Origin of the sequence: Microbulbifer elongatus, assembly GCF_021165935.1 — a bacterium.
Classification (GTDB): domain Bacteria; phylum Pseudomonadota; class Gammaproteobacteria; order Pseudomonadales; family Cellvibrionaceae; genus Microbulbifer; species Microbulbifer elongatus.
Genome location: NZ_CP088953.1, coordinates 1,046,365 through 1,063,247, shown reverse-complemented (window position 1 = coordinate 1,063,247; position 16,883 = coordinate 1,046,365). Strand labels below are relative to the sequence as shown.

The window sequence follows — 16,883 nt, the reverse complement described above, 5'->3', positions numbered from 1 at the left end:
AGTAACCGCGTTAGCATAGCGCCCCCTGAATACCCGAGCTTTGCGAGGCTCACTGGAGCACCGCCATGACCGAATCGTCAACTTCCTCTCAGCCTCCTTCTTATACATCGTCCCACCCGTACGACGCACTCACTCCGGACCGGGTGATCGACTGTGTGGAGAGCCTGGGGCTGCTGTCGGATGCGCGTATTTTTCCGCTGAACAGTTACGAGAACCGCGTCTATCAGGTGGGCATCGACGAGGCGCAGCCGCTCATCGCGAAGTTCTACCGCCCGGGTCGCTGGAGCGATGCGCAGATCAACGAGGAGCACCAGTTTGCCCTGGAGCTGGCGGATGCGGAAATTCCGGTGGTGGCCCCGCTGGTTTTCGATGGCCAGACCCTGCACGAGGCCCACGGTTTCCGCTTTGCCCTGTTTCCCCGCCGCGGCGGCCACCAGGTCGAGCTGGACAATTTCGACCATCTGGAACAGGTGGGCACCATGCTCGGGCGCATTCACGCCATGGGCGCGGCGCGGCCCTTTCAGCACCGCACCTCTCTCAGCCTGCAGCGCTTTGCCATCGACAGCCGCGAATTTATACTCGGCGGCGACTTTCTGCCGCGGGAAAACGTGGATGCCTATGCCACCACCACCGCCCACATCATCGATCAGATTACGCCGATTCTGGCACAGGACTGGACCACTCTGCGGCTGCACGGCGACTGCCACAGCGGCAACTTTTTATGGCGGGACGACACCCCCTGGTTTGTGGATCTCGACGACTGCCTGCAGGGCCCGGCGATCCAGGATATCTGGATGCTGATTTCCGGTGACCGCGCCGAGGCCACCGCCTACCTCGACACCGTGGTGGAAGGCTACGAAACCTTCTACCCTTTCGACCCGGCACAACTGCAATTGATCGAACCATTGCGCTGCCTGCGCCAGATGCATCACGCCGCCTGGCTGGCGCGGCGCTGGGAAGACCCGGCCTTTCCCATGGCCTTCCCCTGGTTCAATACGCCGCGTTACTGGGCAGAACATATTCTGGCACTGCGGGAGCAATTGTCCGCCCTGCAGGAGCCGCCGCTGACTCTGGGCGCCGTTTGAAAGAAGGAGCAAACCCTGATGGAAACAGCCAAAGCCGAAGTGACCCAGGACCTGATCTGGGAAGGCATCCGCCGGGACGTATCGGTGCAGGTGGAGCGGGAGCCGATTCTGGCGAGCTTTCTGCACGCCACCATTCTCAACCACAACACCCTGGAAGCGGCGCTCAGTTTTCACCTGGCCAATAAACTGGACAGCCCGGTGGCACCGGCGCTGCTGATCCGCGAGGTAATCGACGAGGCGCTGGCATCCGACGCCACCATTGGCGCGGCGGCGCGGGCGGATCTGGCCGCCATTGAACAGCGCGACAGCGCCTGCCACTCCCTGTACGAACCCTTTCTGTTCTTCAAGGGTTACCACGCCCTGCAGGCCTGGCGCGTGGCCCACTGGCTGTGGCAACAGAACCGCCGCTCGCTGTCCTTGTTTGTGCAGCACCGTATCTCGGTGGTGTTCGGTGTGGATATCCACCCGGCCGCGCAATTAGGGCGGGGCATTCTGCTGGATCACGCCACCGGCATCGTGATCGGTGAGACCGCGGTGGTGGAAGACAATGTCTCCATCATGCAATCGGTCACCCTCGGCGGCACCGGCAAGGAATCCGGCGATCGTCACCCGAAAGTCCGCTGCGGCGTGCTGATCGGCGCCGGCAGCAAAATCCTCGGCAATATCGAGATCGGCCGCTGCTCGCAGATCGCGTCTGGTAGCGTGGTGTTGAAACCGGTGCCGGAAAAATCCCTAGTGGCCGGCGTACCCGCCAAAGTCATCGGCACCGCCAGTTGTGAACAACCGGCCATCTCCATGGACCACTGCGCCATCTCCAAGGTGGATCAATTGCGCTGATTCTGCTGTCACAGGTTGCGAACTATAGATACAGCCAACGATTGGCAGGACTATCCTGTAACCATGAAATACAGTCTCAGCGCGAAAAACCTCGTCTGTCGCAACCTGGAGAACAAAGCCGGGTACTGTGCCGATCTTTTAAACCCCAAACAGAGCAAGGAAATCACCGGCCTGCTGCGCACCGACAGCGGCCTGCTGTCTACCCGCTTCAACCAGGTGGTGAGCAACGCGGTGATGCAACCGCGCATCCTGCAGCGCTTTGTGGTGGACTACTTCGCCGAGCGCCACGCGCCCTTCTCCCTGTGGCACTGCGCCAGCAAATCTCTGGATGACGCGGAACTGGAGGCCCTGAATCTCAAGCGCCAACCGCCACAGATCGCCATGGCGGCCGAGGTGAAGCAGCTGGCCAGTGACGACAAAGCGCACGAGGGTCTGGAGATCAAACCGGTGAACACCGCCGACGACATCATCGTCTACGGCGACCTGATCGCGGAGATGCAGAACTGCCCGCGGGAAACCGCACAGATCAAAAAGTTCTATCAGCAGCTGGCAGAACTGCCCGAGCACAAGCACAGTCGCCTGAAACTGCACCTGGGGCTGGTGGACGGCAAACCCGTCGCCACCGGCTGCCTGTTCTCCTCCGCCGACGCCCTCGGCTTCTACGACCTGTGTACACTGCCGGACTATCGCGGCCGAGGCCTCGGCACCGCCATGTTCCGGCAGCTGCTGAAAGAAGTGATCCAGAGCCACCACAAACACGCGGTGGCACTGGTAGGAGAGGAACAACAAGACCTGTGGCTGAACGCCGGGTTCTATGCCGTAGGTGAAGTGGCCTGCTACGAATTCACCCCGGAGCGGGGCAGCGCCCGTGTCTCCAGTGGCAAAGCGCAGAACGGTGACCTGGACGGCGACCTCGACAACAATCGCCAAAGTGCCTGAACTTTTGCCGCGGACTCAGGCCCGGTCGATGGGAAACCCGATCACCTCATCGATCCGGCCCGCCCCGCAGGCCAGCATCAGCAGCCGGTCCACCCCCAGCGCAACCCCCGCACACGCCGGCATTCCCGCCTCCAGTGCCTGCACCAACCGCTCCTCAAACGGCTTCACCGGCTTGTCATTATCTTCCCGATACCGCTGATCCGCCTCAAACCGCCGCAGCTGCTCCGGCGCATCCGTCAGCTCCCAGTAACCGTTCGCCAGCTCCATGCCACCCACATACGCCTCAAACCGCCGCGCCACCGGCACCCCCAGCTCATCCTCCTCCACCCGCGCCAGCGCCGCCTGACTCGCCGGAAAGTCATAAACTAGGGTAATGCCCTCACCCATAGCCGGCTCAATGTGGTGACTCATCAAAAGGTCCAGACACTCATCCCGCCCCGCCGGCTCAAACGAAATCTCCAACACCCGCGCCAGCACCGCCTTTAATTCCTCGAACGACGCCCGATGGGGATCCACATCCAGATGCTGCAAAAACAGCGCCCGGTAACTGTACGAGCGCACATGGGAAATCTTCAGCACCCACGACAGAAACTCCCCCACCTCAATCATCAGGCGGTGGTCATCCCAACCAACCCGGTACCACTCCAGCATCGTGAACTCCGGATTGTGCCGACCACCGGCCTCCCCATTGCGGAACGCCTTGCCCAGGTAATAACAATCCCCAATACCCGCCGCCAGCAACCGCTTCAGACCAAACTCCGGACTGGTCGCCAGAAACGCCGGCGCACCGCTGCAATCGGCGACGATGGAATCGATATGCGGGTCGCTAGTGGCGCGACGAGACAGAATCGGCACCTCCATTTCCAGCACCTGACGCTCGGCAAAGAAACGGCGGATGTCCGCGAGCAGGGTGGCGCGACGACGGAGGTTTTCCAGAGGGGCAGTAGGGCGCCAGAGGGATTCAGACATGAAAGAATTAACCGAAATGATTAAGGCAGTTTAGTAATGCCGAATGGCAGAGAAGTCAGAAGAGAAGGCGAGGCGCCGGGGATGGGTTTTCAGGAGCGTCGGCGACAGGGACGTCGCCGACGCAGCGTACAGGGATGTATTCACAGCGGTCCTGAAAACCCATCCCCGGTGACTCGCCGCCACCGCAGTACCCAAGCAGGGACCACGGTGGCGAAAAAACAAGATCAGTCTTCCTTAGCGCGACCCAGGTATTCCGCAGTGCGGGTATCCACCTTGATGGTCTCACCGATCTCCAGGAACAGCGGCACCTTCACCACCGCACCCGTCGCCAGCGTCGCCGGCTTGGTGCCACCCTGGGCCGTATCACCACGCACACCCGGATCCGTATCGGTAATCTCCAGAATCACATGGTTCGGCGGCGTCACCGCCAGCGGCGCACCGTTGTACAGCGTGACCACGCAAACATCCTGCTCCTTCAGCCACTTCGCCGCATCGCCAACCGCCTTCGCATCCGCCTGATGCTGCTCAAACGTCTCCGGCTCCATGAAATGATAGAACTCACCGTCGTTGTAGAGATATTCCATATCCCGGTCCATCACATCCGCAGACTCCAGACTCTCACCGGAACGGAAGGTACGCTCCCACACCCGGCCAGTCTTCAGATTGCGCAGCTTCACACGGTTGAACGCCTGGCCCTTACCGGGCTTCACGAACTCATTCTCCACAATGGAGCAAGGGTCGCCGTCCAGCATCACCTTCAGACCGCCTTTGAATTCGTTAGTGGAATATGTACCCATGAGCTCCTCGAAATTTCAGCATAACGCCGTCAAATTGATTAAACTTCGCGCGGCCCGCCAGGGGCATATCAGCAGAAACCAGCCACCGCGCCAAAAAACAGCCCGCTATGATACAGCACCGCCAGCCCGCCCGTGAAATCAGCCGCGTCGAAATCGCCAGCGACGGCGACGAAACTGCGCCCGCGCGCCGCTGGCAGGAAGAAATGGCCGACCTGGTCACCGATCCGGAAGAACTGCTCGAACTGCTGCAACTGGCGCCGGAGCAGCTCCCAGCCCTGACCGCTGCGTCAGACACCTTCCAACTGCGGGTACCACGCCCTTTCCTCAAGCGCATCCGCCCCGGCGACCCGCAGGACCCGCTGCTGCTGCAAGTATTGCCCACGGGCGCCGAACTGCAGCCCAGCCCCGGCTTCAACGACGACCCGCTGGAAGAAGCCAACGCCAATCCGGTACCGGGGGTAGTACACAAATACCGCGGCCGCCTGCTGCTGATTGCCGCCGGCCAGTGCGCGGTCAACTGCCGCTACTGCTTCCGCCGCGCCTTCCCCTACGGCGACAACCACCTCAATCGCAGCCAGTGGCAACAGGCCCTGGACTATATTCGCGGCGAGCCAGACCTGCGCGAAGTGATCCTGAGTGGTGGCGACCCGCTGGTGATGAGCGACAAGCAACTCGCCTGGCTGGCGGGGGAGCTGACACAGATTCCGCAGCTGGACACGCTGCGCATCCACACCCGCCTGCCCATCGTGGCACCTTCACGGGCCAATGACGAACTTCTGCAGTGGTTCACCGGCAGCCGCCTGCAACCGGTACTGGTACTGCACTGCAACCACGCCAATGAGCTGGATGACGAAGTCGCTGCAGGGCTGGCAAAACTGCGTGCCGCCGGTGTCACCCTGCTGAATCAGTCAGTGCTGCTGCGCGGGGTGAATGACGATGCCCGCGCCCTCGCGGAGTTGTCGGAGCGGCTGTTCGCCTGCGGTGTACTGCCTTACTACCTGCATCAACTGGATCGGGTGCAGGGTGCGGCGCACTTTGAGGTTGAAGATGCCCGCGCCCGCGATCTGGTGGAAACCATCCGCCAGCGCCTGCCCGGGTACCTGGTTCCGAGACTGGTGCGCGAGATACCGGCGGAGAAATCCAAGACCCCCCTGTAAGGTGCTGCAAGAGCCACCCCAAAAGGGCTAAAAGGCAAACCGTTCACGGTTTTTCACAAATTTTTTCGCGATTTAGCCCACACTTTGGTCGCATTTTTCAACTGGTGCGTTTGTACTAACTAAGCCACTCCGTATACTGCGGTTATCGCAATTCCGGTTAGTGCTATGCAGGACGCAGCAGATACTGAACGCGGGCAACAGGCCCAACCCGGCAGTGAAGCCGGGCCATCGAACAACTCCGCCACCGCAGCAACACGTCACACGGGGGCGTCGCGCATCACCCAGGCCTCGCCGGTTCCGCCCCCCAAGCTGGACCGCGAAACGCTTTCCTGTGGCTGCCGCAATCACCGCCAGCTGAACTACTGGCTGCACGACTACCTGCGGGAAAATCCCATTGAGCAGCGAGCGCAACGCAATGCGGGCACCCTGCGCAGCCTGCTGGCCGAAATTGCCCGCTGGCGCGCGCCGGTACGTCTGCGACTGGCCAGCCTGGAAGCCCTGCGCCCGGTCATTGCCAGTCACTGCGACCATCTGGCCCGACCCCAACTGGCCGGCAGCGACAGCAACCCCACCAACCAGACCCAGGAACAGAGACGCGATCTGCTCACCGCGGTAATCCTGTACCAGCACCTGGCCCAGGCTTATTTCAGTGTCAGCGGCCAAATCACCGCCGAGCCGCACACGCTGCTGTTCCGGCGCCGCCTCGCCCGCGCGCTGCACCGGGGTATCGACAGCTACTGCCGCCTGATCCAGATCAGCAGTTTCTTCTTCCTGGCACCGCCAAAGGGGACCTGGATCGGCATGCAGCGCCTGGTGAGCCAGGCGCGCCAGCTTGATCTGCAGCAGCAGCGTGTAGTGGATCCCCTCGCTGGCAGCGACCTCGATCGCACCGCCAGCGCGCGACGCCGCTTCCAGCGCAGGGAAAAGCTCAGCCAGCCCTATCTGCAGGTTGCCCTGTTTGCCAGCGCCAACCCACTGCAATTGACCGCCCGAGAACAGCAGCAACTCTGGCACTGCTGCGATCGGTGGGCCCGCCGGGCACAGCTCCAGGAGAAGGCCGAGAAATCTGCCGTGGCACTGCTGTGCAGCATCAAACTCGATCAGCCGCCGATCCCCGCGGTGCGTCTGCAACGTAGCCGGGTAGACCTGCGCCACTTTTCCATGCCGCAGGGCTGGCCGATTGACCTCGCGCGCCCGCTGCAGCAACTGCAGCGCAGCCTACGCCGCCCCGGCGCATTGTCAGCCGATATGCTGACTCAGGTGCAGGGCATCTGGGCAGGGGAGAAAAGCCGCACGAGCCTGCGCACCCCGGCGGATGTCCGCTGCCAGGTGGTGACTGGCATCAGTGCCATCTGCCACCACCTGAGACAGGGAAGCGAGACCGCCGCGACAGCGCCCGAGTTTGAGAGCCGCACCGGCAACAGTCTGGTGATGGAAGTGAACTCCATCGATTTTCAAACCGGGCGCACACGCAGGGACTACGACGTTTCGGTTTCCGATACTTTTGGCTATGGCAGCAGCGGCACCCTGCCCAATGCACCGTCGGTGGTGCGCAACACCGGCACCCCCAGGCCGCAACAGCGCTATACCCCGATCCACGCGACGCTGCTGAACACCAGCGACGCGGGTGCCGGTTTGCGCCTGCCGCCAAACGCCCAGGGCCGCCTGCACAGTGGCGACCTGATCGCGGTCAGAGTGAAAGAGCGCTGGGAAGTGGGCATGGTGCGCTGGCAGTTTGGCCTGCCGGATCAGTGCCGCGCGGGGGTAGAATTACTCGGCGGCCAAACCAGTGCGGTACGGGTACACCGCTACACCAGAGACGGGCGCCGCACCGACCCCATGGCCGGGCTGCTCACCGGCGACGCCGGCAATCCGCCGGAATTGCTGCTGCCCACACCGCTGTTCCAGCAGGGGGATACCGTCGATATCGTCAGTGCGGGGCAGACCCGGACCGTGACCCTCAGTCAGCAGACCCTGCGCACCGGCAGCTTCGCCATTTTCGAGTTTTCGTGAAACCGGCGTACCAGGCCAGTGGGTCAAAAAGATGAATATTCTCCGGCACTTTCGCAGAAAACCGCGCTTTGTCGCAGGAAGTTGGAACCATATCCCATCGTGGCCACCGCGCACTTGTTCAGTGTAAATGCCGCGTTCTACACTAGCGGGTTCGCGGTACTGGACCACGCCCCACTGGGCAGCTGCACGGAAGCGGTAATGAAACTGGATAACGCACCGCCGCGACGCAGTACAACAGGAACACAATGAGCAGCGACAACACCATCCGCCTACTACTTATCCACGATGTCCCGGCCGAGGCCCAGCGACTGGTGAGCATGCTGCAGAATGCCGGCCGCCCCAATCGCGCTCAGCACGTCGCCAGCGAAGCGGCGCTGACCAAACTGCTGCAAGAACACACCTGGGACCTGCTGATCGCCGCCGAACAGGGCCGTCAGCTGGAAGCCGCCACCGCCATCCGCACCATCAGCAAGCTGCAGAAAGACGTTCCGGCCATTCTGCTCACCGAGCGTACCGGGTCCCAGCCGGTGGTGGAAGGCCTCAAGGCCGGTGCCCGCGACGTGGTCACCATCGACGAAGACCAGCATCTGTTGCTGGTGATTCAGCGCGAGCTCACCGCGTTGGAAGAACGCCGCCAGGCGCGTCAGCACGACCGCCGCTACCACGCCACCCTGAACCGCGCCAAGGAGCTGCTGGACAGTTCCAAAGATGCCATCGCCTACATTTCCGACGGTCTCATCGTCTACGCCAATGACTCCTTTGCCGAACGCTTTGGCTTTCAGGAACGCGATGACGTGGAATACCAGCCCCTCATCGACATGCTCACCGAGGGCGAACAGGAAGACGCGCGGGACTTCCTGCGCAATTGCGCCATCAACAACAACGAAGTGGAAGCCCAGGAGTGGCAGTTCACCGCCAAGACGGCCAACGGCACCCCACTCGCCACCAAGGCGGAAGTATTGTCGACCATTTACGACGACGAGCGCTGCCTGCAGGTGCGTATCGCCGCCAGTAGCGGCAACACCGAAGAGCTGGAAGCACAGCTCAGTGAAGCCAAAAACCGCGACGCGGCCACCGGCCTGTACAACCGTCAGCGCTTCGTGCAGCTACTGGACAATGCCATCACCGCGGCCGCCGGCTCCCAGCGCACCGGTGGCCTGATGTATATCGAAATCGACCGCTTCGAGGAATCTGTACAGCAGGTGGTGGGTGTCGCCGGCGCCGATCAGCTGCATAAGAAATTTGCCGAACTGCTGCAAAGCAGCGTGCGACGCGGAGACATCGTCGCCCGCTACGGCGAGGCAAGCTATTGCCTACTGATGCCGGAAACCACCCCGGATAGCGCCGAATCCCGCTCGAAAGAGCTGCTGCGGAAGATCGCCGACACCATTTTCGAAGCCGCCGGCAAAACCCTGCATATCACCGCTTCCATCGGTATTTCCCTGATGAGTGAAACCTCCGGCAATGCGGACAAGGTGCTGGAGCAGGCCACCAAGGCCCACGATCAGGCCACCGCCAAAGGGGATGGCGGCTTCGCCCTGTACGAACCGGATGCCGAACAGCAGGACGACGCCGACACCTACCACCGCGCCCGGGTGACCCAGGCACTGGAGGCGGGCAACTTCAAACTGCTGTACCAGCCGATTCTCAGTCTGCAGGGCAGCGGTGAAAAGCTCTACGAAGTACTCGTGCGAATGGTCGACGGTAAAGAAGAGTTGGCCCCCATCGCCTTTCTCGAGGCGCTGGGAGATGCCGGCCTCTCCACCAAAATGGATCGCTGGGTCATCCTCAACGCGGTCAAGGCCGCCGCCGCACAAAACGCCAAGGGCGAACCGGTCTCGGTGCTACTGCACCTGACATCCGCATCGCTCAAAGACGGCAGCCTGCCCGCGTGGCTGGGCGTCGCCTTCAAGGCCGCCAAGGTCGCCCCGAAAACCGTCACCTTCCAGCTGCGCGCCGAAGACATCAACAGCAACCTCCACGCCGCCCGCGATTTCGCCAAACAGGTACAGGAGCTCGGTTGCCGCGTGGCGGTCTGCCATTTCGGTACCGGTCTGAGCCCGTTCAAGGCGCTGGAGCATGTCAAAGTGGACATCGCCAAGATCGACGCTTCCTTCGTGCGCGAAGTACAGGACGAGGGCGAAGACAGCGAGGCGCTGGTGAAACTGGTCAGCCAGCTGAAGGAGATCGACACTCAGGTCATCGTTCCCCACGTCGAACAGGCCAGCATGCTGCCCACCCTGTGGCAATCCGGCACCGACTATATCCAGGGCTACGATGTGCAGCCGCCAGGGGAAGAAATGAGTTTTGATTTCAGCCTGGATTAACCCACCAGAGCCCTCGCAGAGAATCACCAGGAGCGGTTAACCGCTCCTGCGGGTGTTGCCCTGCAGCACCCCTCTTCCGAATTTCCGTCTACCTTAAAGATCACACGCAAACCCGGTTTTCCCGTCGCGGCCCCGATTGGGTATTCTGTGCCGCGACGAATTTACCCAATTCTGAACTCACAAGTACAACAATCACGGAGCCCACCATGCTGCCCCCATTGTTCCAAGCCAGTTTCGGCCGTCTGATCGGCGCCGGGCTGCTCGCCTGCAGCCTTGTCACGCTGAGTGGCTGCGGCGATTCGGAAGAGCCCGCACGCCAGAAACAGATCGAAGAACGCCCCACTGAACAGTCGCCGCAAGCGGCGCCCGATAGCGCGGCAAAACCGGCGGAAGCGTCCCACACGGACGCACCGGAGTCCGGCGTCGACTACCACTCCTTCGCCAATACCGACGACTATCGCGTCAAGCACCTCGACCTCGACCTCACCGCCGACTTCGAGAACAAAGTGCTGAAAGGCGAGGCCATTCTGGATATCCAGCGTCTGACCCAGAAAAATCCGCCGCTGATCCTCGATACCCGCGACATCGACGTGAGCGCCGTGCGCGCAGGAGTCGGTACCAGCCTGCAGGACGTCAAGTTCAGCATGGGCAAAACCGACCCCAATCTCGGCACCCCGCTGAAGATCAACCTGCCCAAGGGCGCCAATAAGGTCGCTATTGAATACCAGACCTCCCCCGGCGCTTCCGGCGTACAGTGGCTGGAGCCGCAGCAGACCGCAGGCAAAAAACACCCCTTCCTGTTCACCCAGGCCCAGGCCATTCACGCGCGCAGCTTTATTCCCCTGCAGGACACCCCGCAGGTGCGCATGACCTACAAGGCCACCATCCGCACGCCAGAAGAATTGCGTGCCGTGATGAGCGCCAACAACGATCCGGAGGCAGAACTGGATGGCGTGTTCGAATTTGAAATGCCCCAGGCGATTCCGTCCTACCTGATCGCCATCGGTATCGGCAATCTGGACTTCAAGGCCATGGGTGAGCGCACCGGTGTTTACGCCGAGCCGGAACTGCTGGACGCGGCGGCCAAAGAGTTCGAAGACACCGAGGACATGCTCGAGGTCACCGAGGAAAACTTCGGCCCCTACCGCTGGGATCGCTACGACCTGCTGATCCTGCCCCCGAGCTTTCCGTTCGGTGGCATGGAAAATCCGCGCCTGTCTTTTATCACCCCCACCGTGATCGCCGGTGACAAGAGCCTGGTGGCACTGATCGCCCACGAGCTGGCCCACTCCTGGTCCGGCAACCTGATCACCAACGCCAGCTGGCGCGACCTGTGGCTGAACGAAGGCTTCACCACCTATCTCACCAACCGCATCATGCAGTTTGTGTACGGCGACGAGCGCTACCAGATGGAAATGGCCCTGGGTTACGACGACCTGCAGGCAGACCTTGCGGACCGTCCGGACAAGGACGAGATCATGGCCATCGACCTGCGCGGCCGCGATCCGGACGAAGTTTTCTCGAATATCCCCTACGAAAAAGGCTCCCTGTTCCTGTACGAACTGGAGCAGAAAGTGGGCCGCGAGAACTTCGACAAATTCCTGATGGAATACTTCAACCACTTCGCCTTCCAGAGCATTACCACCGAAGACTTTGTGAAGTATCTGGATGAGACGCTGCTGAAGCAGTACCCGGACAAACTGGATCGCGCGCGCATTCAGGAGTGGATCTTTGAACCGGGTATTCCCGAAGGTGCCCCGCAGCCCACGTCCGACGCCTTCACCAAGCTGGACCCGATCCGCGAGCAATGGCTGAACGGCGAGATGAAAGCCAGCGATATCGACACCGAAGGCTGGACCTTCCACCAGTGGAAATACTTCCTCGACGGCATGCCGGAAAAACTGAGCGAAGACCAGTTGCAAGAACTGGACGAGACCTTCGATCTCACCCAGTCGAAAAACAACGAGATCGCCTTCAGCTGGCTGATGATCGCCGTGCGCAACGACTACGAGCCGGCCAACGCGCGCCTGGAAGACTTCCTCACCAGCATCGGCCGCAACAAGTTCCTGCGCCCGCTGTACCGCAACCTGGTGGAAAACGGCAAGACTGACGAAGCCAAACGCATCTTCGAAAAAGCCAAGCCCGGTTACCACCCGCTGACCGTGAAGGTGAATAGCAAGATTATTTACGGCGATTGATCGCCCACACACCTTTCTGATCGGAGCAACCCCGACTCATCGCGGGAAATCCACTGCTCACCGAATTGCCTCCCGCCGCCCATTTGGCGGGAGGTAAATTTATGTAAATCTCCTCAATCCTGACATTTCATCCCTTTATTCTGGCCTGAAAGTTGCTGCACTTGGTGCCAGACTTGTGCCCGCAGGAAACGACATAACGCCGCTGACCATCAGGTATTTCCAATCATCATGAAATTGATCCGCGTTTTCGGACCCATTCGCGCGAGCGTCTTCGCGCTGCTCGCCACTTTCTCCACCCCATCCACCCTCCACGCCCAGGGCCCCAATGCCGGGCCGGTGCCGGTGCGTGCGGCCACGGTGGCACTGGAGCAGATCGCCAACCCGGTGGAGGCGCTGGGTACCGCCAGGGCCTGGGAGTTTGTCTCCCTGCGTGCGGGGGTGACCGAACATATCAGCAAGATCCATTTTGAAAGTGGTCAGAAAGTAAAAGCCGGCGATGTGCTGGTGGAGTTGAGCCACGGTGAGGAGCTGGCGGAGCTGGCGGGGGCGCGCGCTACATTGGAGCGTTTTGAGCGCGACGAGAAACGCCTGCGTGGCTTGGTCAATAAAAACCTCACCACCCGCGAGCAGTGGGAGGCGGTGCAGACCCAGGTGGCGGAGACCCGCGCGCTGATCGATGGCCTGCAGGCGCGCATCGACGATCGCATTATCCGCGCACCGTTTGATGGCCAGCTGGGACTGCGCAATATCAGCGTGGGCAGCCTGGCTACCCCCACCACCGAGATCACCACCATTCAGGAAATCGACCGGCTGAAGCTGGACTTCACCGTACCCGAGCGTCAGCTGTCCGCGATTTCCGGCGGCATGAAAATCGAGGCCATGAGCCAGGCCCACCCCAAGCGGGTATTCAATGGTGAAGTGATGATTGTGGAAGCACGCGTGGACCCGCAGACCCGCGCCTTTACCGTGCGCGGCCGCCTGGACAACCCCGACGGACAACTGAAACCCGGCATGCTGCTGCGGGTAAAAATCATCAGCAACCCGCGCCAGGCGCTCACCATTCCCGAGGCGGCACTGGTGCCGCTGGCGGGCGAACAGTCGGTGTTTGTGGTGAAGAAAACCGAGGGCGGACACATGGTGCAGCGCAGCCAGGTGGAAATCGGTCAGCGCTACCGGGGCAAGGTGGAGGTACTTTCCGGCCTCAACCAGGGTGATCAGGTAGTGACCCGCGGCACCCTGCACATCCGCGATGGTCAGGCCGTGACCGTCACCGCCGAAGAGGGAGCGGCCAGCCAATGATCATCAGTGATACGGCGGTCAAACGCCCGGTTTTTGCACTGGTCCTGTCCCTGCTGCTGGTGGTGTTCGGCCTGATCAGTTTTGACCGGCTGGCACTGCGGGAATACCCGGATATCGACCCGCCTATTGTATCCATCGACACCAATTACCCGGGTGCCTCGGCGGATATTGTCGAGACCCGTATCACCCGCCTGATTGAGGACCGTATCGCCGGGATCGAGGGCATCAAGACGGTCACCTCGTCGAGCACCGACGGGCGCTCGCGGATTTCCATCGAGTTCAATATCAACCGGGATGTGGACGGCGCGGCCAACGATATCCGCGACCGGGTTTCCGGGGTACTCAACAACCTGCCGGTGGAAGCGGATCCACCGGAAATCGAGAAAGTCGACAGCAGCGACGACGTGGTGATCTGGCTCAACCTCACCTCCGATCGTATGACCGTGCCGGAGCTGACCGACTACGCCAACCGCTATCTGGTGGACCGCTTCTCGGTGCTGGACGGCGTGGCGCGAGTACGGGTGGGCGGCGCCAAAGATTTCGCCATGCGCATCTGGCTGGACCGGGGCGCCATGACCGCCCACAACGTCACCAGCGCGGATATCGAACAGGCCCTGCGCGCGGAAAACCGCGAGCTGCCGGCGGGTTATCTGGAATCTTCCGATCGCCAGTTTACCCTGCGCCTGCAGCGCCAGTTCCAGAGTGCCGAGGACTTTGCCCGCCTCGCCATTGCCACCGGCGACAGCGGCCATGTGGTGCGCCTCGGTGACGTGGCCCGCGTCGAGCTGGGATCCGCGGAAGACCGCTCCACCTTCCGCGGTAACGGCGAGCCCATGGTAGGCATCGGTATCACCCGCCAGTCCACCGGCAACATCGTGGCGGTGGCGGAAGCGGCCAAGGCGGAGATGGACGAGGTCAACAAGACCCTGCCGGACGGTATGCGCCTGAGCCAGAGTTACGATGCCTCGGTGTTCGTTTCCGAGGCCATCAAGGAGGTGTACACCACCCTGATGATCGCCGTGATTCTGGTGACCCTGGTGATCTACCTGTTCCTCGGTAACTGGCGCGCGACCCTGGTGCCGGCAGTGACGGTACCGGTATCCCTGATCGCCACGTCCATTCTTCTGTACGCTTTCGGATTCAGTATCAACCTGCTCACTCTGCTGGCGCTGGTACTGGCCATCGGCCTGGTGGTGGACGATGCCATCGTGGTGCTGGAAAACATATTCCGGCGCATGGACGAGTACGGCGAGCCGCCGCTGCTGGCCGCCTATCGCGGTGCGCGGGAGGTGGGCTTTGCGGTGGTGGCAACGACGCTGGTGCTGGTGGCGGTGTTTGTGCCGATCACTTTCCTGGTAGGGGATATCGGCCGACTGTTTTCCGAATTCGCCCTGACCATGTCCGCGGCGGTGATCTTTTCTTCCCTCACCGCGCTGACCCTGTCGCCGATGCTGGCAGCCAAGCTGATCCGCCCCAACGATCAGCACAACGCCGCCACGCGCTTTATGGACCAGACCCTCAGCCGTACTCAGGTGCGCTACCGCCGTGGACTGGATGTACTGCTGCGCCGGCACTGGATTGCCGGGCTGGTGTTTGTGGGCGTGATGGCGTTTGCCGCGCTGTCGTTCCGGCTTATCCCCACCGAGTATGCGCCGCGGGAAGACCGCGGCTCCTTCTTCTTGCTGGTGAACGGCCCCGAGGGCGCCAGCTACCAGTACATGCAGGAATACATGGATATCATCGAGGCGCGGCTGATGCCGCTGGTGGAAAAGGGTTATGTAAACCGCCTGCTGGTGCGCTCGCCGCGCTCCTTCGGCACCTCTGCCACCTTCAACACCGGCATGGTGATTTTCACCCTCGCGCCCTGGGGCGAACGCCCCTCCGGATTCGAATTGATGAACCAGGTGCGCGAAGCAGTTAAGGACCTCAGCGGGGTGCGCGCTTTCCCGGTGATGCGCCAGAGCTTTGGTGGCGGCCTGGGCAAGCCGGTGCAGTTTGTCCTCGGCGGCAGCAGCTACGAGCAGCTGACCCAGTGGCGGGACCAGATGAACGCCGCCATCGAGGAATCCAACCCGGGCCTGCTGGGTGTGGACTGGGACTACAAAGAAACCCAGCCGCAATTGCGCATCAATGTGGACTACGAGCGCGCCGCGGATCTCGGCGTGCAGGTGAGCGATGTGGGCACCACCCTGCAGACCATGTTCGGGTCCCTGCGCGCCACCACCTTTATCAACAACGGCGAGGAGTACGATGTGATCCTCGAGGGCGAACGGGAAATGCAGCGCACCCCGGACACCCTGGAAAACCTCTACGTGCGCTCCAAAACCACCGGCGAGCTGATTCCTCTGCAGAGTATTGTGGAAGTGAGCGAGTACGCGGACTCGCCGCAACTGCAACGCTATAACCGGGTGCGCTCCATCACCCTCGACGCCAACCTGGCGGACGGGCTGGTGCTGGGTGAAGCGCTGGAATACCTCAATCGTCTGGCGGAGGAAAATCTCGAGGGCTCCCCGGTGATCGACTACAAGGGACAGTCCAAGAGCTTCCAGGATTCCAGCAACACCATCCTGTTTGCGATCTTATTAGGTGCGCTGGTGGTATTCCTGGTGCTCGCCGCCCAGTTTGAAAGTTTCGTGCACCCGCTGGTGATCATGTTCACCGTGCCCCTGGCCATGGCCGGCGCGCTGCTTGGCCTGCTGCTGACAAACCAGTCGCTGAATATCTACAGCCAGGTGGGGCTGATCATGCTGGTGGGGCTGGCGGCGAAGAACGGTATTCTGATTGTGGAGTTCGCCAACCAGTTACGAGACAGAGGAGTAGAATTCGGCCAGGCCCTGCGTCAGGCTGCGGAAACGCGCCTGCGCCCGATCCTGATGACCGGCATTACCACCGCCGCCGGCTCTCTCCCCCTGTTGCTGTCCTCCGGCGCCGGCTCGGAAACCCGCGCGGTGATCGGTACCGTGGTGCTGTTCGGGGTGCTGGCGGCGACCCTGTTTACCGTGTACATCGTGCCGGTGGCCTACGATGTGCTGGCGCGGCGCACCGGTTCGCCGGGTCAGGTGGCGCGGGATGTGGATGCCCTGGAGACGAAACACCCCATGCCCGACGGGGATTGAGAATAGGGCCGGTATCGGCCCGGCTGAAAGCGCTGGCGGGCATTACTGGCGGAAATTGCCACGCCGGCCTATCCGCGCCGGCGCTTTTCTCTTAATCTTCTGCACACTTTCACACGCCGGGTGCAACTTTTTCCGGATCCAATGCG

At 61.8% G+C, this 16,883-nt stretch carries 11 protein-coding genes; 9 read left to right on the top strand and 2 right to left on the bottom strand.

The window, feature by feature from the left end; translation table 11 throughout:
- Window positions 1–65 precede the first annotated feature (65 nt).
- From LRR79_RS04415 to LRR79_RS04405, 3 genes are all read left to right on the top strand, one after another.
- Entirely contained in the window at window positions 66–1,085 is a 1,020-nt protein-coding gene (locus LRR79_RS04415) for a serine/threonine protein kinase (RefSeq protein ID WP_231759198.1), read from the top strand.
- Window positions 1,086–1,103: 18 nt separating this feature from the next.
- A complete protein-coding gene (gene cysE, locus LRR79_RS04410; RefSeq protein WP_231759197.1) occupies window positions 1,104–1,922 on the top strand; it encodes a serine O-acetyltransferase in 819 nt (272 codons plus the stop codon).
- 63 nt (window positions 1,923–1,985) lie between these two features.
- Window positions 1,986–2,861: a GNAT family N-acetyltransferase gene (locus tag LRR79_RS04405; protein WP_231759196.1), complete on the top strand. Its 876-nt coding sequence runs from the start codon at window positions 1,986–1,988 to the stop codon at window positions 2,859–2,861.
- Between the two features lie 15 nt (window positions 2,862–2,876).
- Here the strand turns inward: LRR79_RS04405 and epmA are convergent, their stop codons facing one another.
- Together epmA and efp are read right to left on the bottom strand one after the other, a co-directional pair.
- A complete protein-coding gene (gene epmA, locus LRR79_RS04400; RefSeq protein WP_231759195.1) occupies window positions 2,877–3,830 on the bottom strand; it encodes an EF-P lysine aminoacylase EpmA in 954 nt (317 codons plus the stop codon).
- 224 nt (window positions 3,831–4,054) lie between these two features.
- Window positions 4,055–4,627 (bottom strand): elongation factor P, encoded by a 573-nt coding sequence (gene efp / locus LRR79_RS04395; RefSeq protein WP_231759194.1) that lies wholly within the window; start codon window positions 4,625–4,627, stop codon window positions 4,055–4,057.
- A 107-nt stretch (window positions 4,628–4,734) separates the two neighbouring features.
- On the opposite strand from efp, the gene epmB reads away from it, so the two are divergent.
- The 6 genes from epmB to LRR79_RS04365 all read left to right on the top strand — a co-directional run bounded on the left by epmB (window position 4,735) and on the right by LRR79_RS04365 (window position 16,737).
- Window positions 4,735–5,784 (top strand): EF-P beta-lysylation protein EpmB, encoded by a 1,050-nt coding sequence (gene epmB / locus LRR79_RS04390; RefSeq protein WP_231759193.1) that lies wholly within the window; start codon window positions 4,735–4,737, stop codon window positions 5,782–5,784.
- Between the two features lie 165 nt (window positions 5,785–5,949).
- Window positions 5,950–7,797, top strand: coding sequence for a hypothetical protein (locus LRR79_RS04385; protein WP_231759192.1), 1,848 nt, complete (start codon window positions 5,950–5,952; stop codon window positions 7,795–7,797).
- Window positions 7,798–8,042: 245 nt separating this feature from the next.
- Complete coding sequence (locus LRR79_RS04380) at window positions 8,043–10,124, top strand: EAL domain-containing response regulator (protein WP_231759191.1); 2,082 nt, start codon at window positions 8,043–8,045, stop codon at window positions 10,122–10,124.
- Between the two features lie 206 nt (window positions 10,125–10,330).
- Complete coding sequence (locus LRR79_RS04375) at window positions 10,331–12,322, top strand: M1 family metallopeptidase (protein WP_231759190.1); 1,992 nt, start codon at window positions 10,331–10,333, stop codon at window positions 12,320–12,322.
- Between the two features lie 228 nt (window positions 12,323–12,550).
- Window positions 12,551–13,621 carry an efflux RND transporter periplasmic adaptor subunit gene (locus LRR79_RS04370; protein WP_231759189.1) on the top strand — a complete coding sequence of 357 codons (1,071 nt, stop codon included), beginning with the start codon at window positions 12,551–12,553 and terminating at the stop codon, window positions 13,619–13,621.
- Window positions 13,618–16,737 (top strand): efflux RND transporter permease subunit, encoded by a 3,120-nt coding sequence (locus tag LRR79_RS04365; protein ID WP_231759188.1) that lies wholly within the window; start codon window positions 13,618–13,620, stop codon window positions 16,735–16,737. Before LRR79_RS04370 ends, LRR79_RS04365 begins: the two co-directional genes overlap by 4 nt.
- Window positions 16,738–16,883 lie beyond the last annotated feature (146 nt).

What these genes read in the sequence shown, in the direction of transcription:
- LRR79_RS04415 (WP_231759198.1), top strand. Translation starts at nt 66, where the DNA reads ATGACCGAATCGTCAACTTCCTCTCAGCCTCCTTCTTATACATCGTCC.
- cysE (WP_231759197.1), top strand. Translation starts at nt 1,104, where the DNA reads ATGGAAACAGCCAAAGCCGAAGTGACCCAGGACCTGATCTGGGAAGGC.
- LRR79_RS04405 (WP_231759196.1), top strand. Translation starts at nt 1,986, where the DNA reads ATGAAATACAGTCTCAGCGCGAAAAACCTCGTCTGTCGCAACCTGGAG.
- epmA (WP_231759195.1), bottom strand. Translation starts at nt 3,830, where the DNA reads ATGTCTGAATCCCTCTGGCGCCCTACTGCCCCTCTGGAAAACCTCCGT.
- efp (WP_231759194.1), bottom strand. Translation starts at nt 4,627, where the DNA reads ATGGGTACATATTCCACTAACGAATTCAAAGGCGGTCTGAAGGTGATG.
- epmB (WP_231759193.1), top strand. Translation starts at nt 4,735, where the DNA reads ATGATACAGCACCGCCAGCCCGCCCGTGAAATCAGCCGCGTCGAAATC.
- LRR79_RS04385 (WP_231759192.1), top strand. Translation starts at nt 5,950, where the DNA reads ATGCAGGACGCAGCAGATACTGAACGCGGGCAACAGGCCCAACCCGGC.
- LRR79_RS04380 (WP_231759191.1), top strand. Translation starts at nt 8,043, where the DNA reads ATGAGCAGCGACAACACCATCCGCCTACTACTTATCCACGATGTCCCG.
- LRR79_RS04375 (WP_231759190.1), top strand. Translation starts at nt 10,331, where the DNA reads ATGCTGCCCCCATTGTTCCAAGCCAGTTTCGGCCGTCTGATCGGCGCC.
- LRR79_RS04370 (WP_231759189.1), top strand. Translation starts at nt 12,551, where the DNA reads ATGAAATTGATCCGCGTTTTCGGACCCATTCGCGCGAGCGTCTTCGCG.
- LRR79_RS04365 (WP_231759188.1), top strand. Translation starts at nt 13,618, where the DNA reads ATGATCATCAGTGATACGGCGGTCAAACGCCCGGTTTTTGCACTGGTC.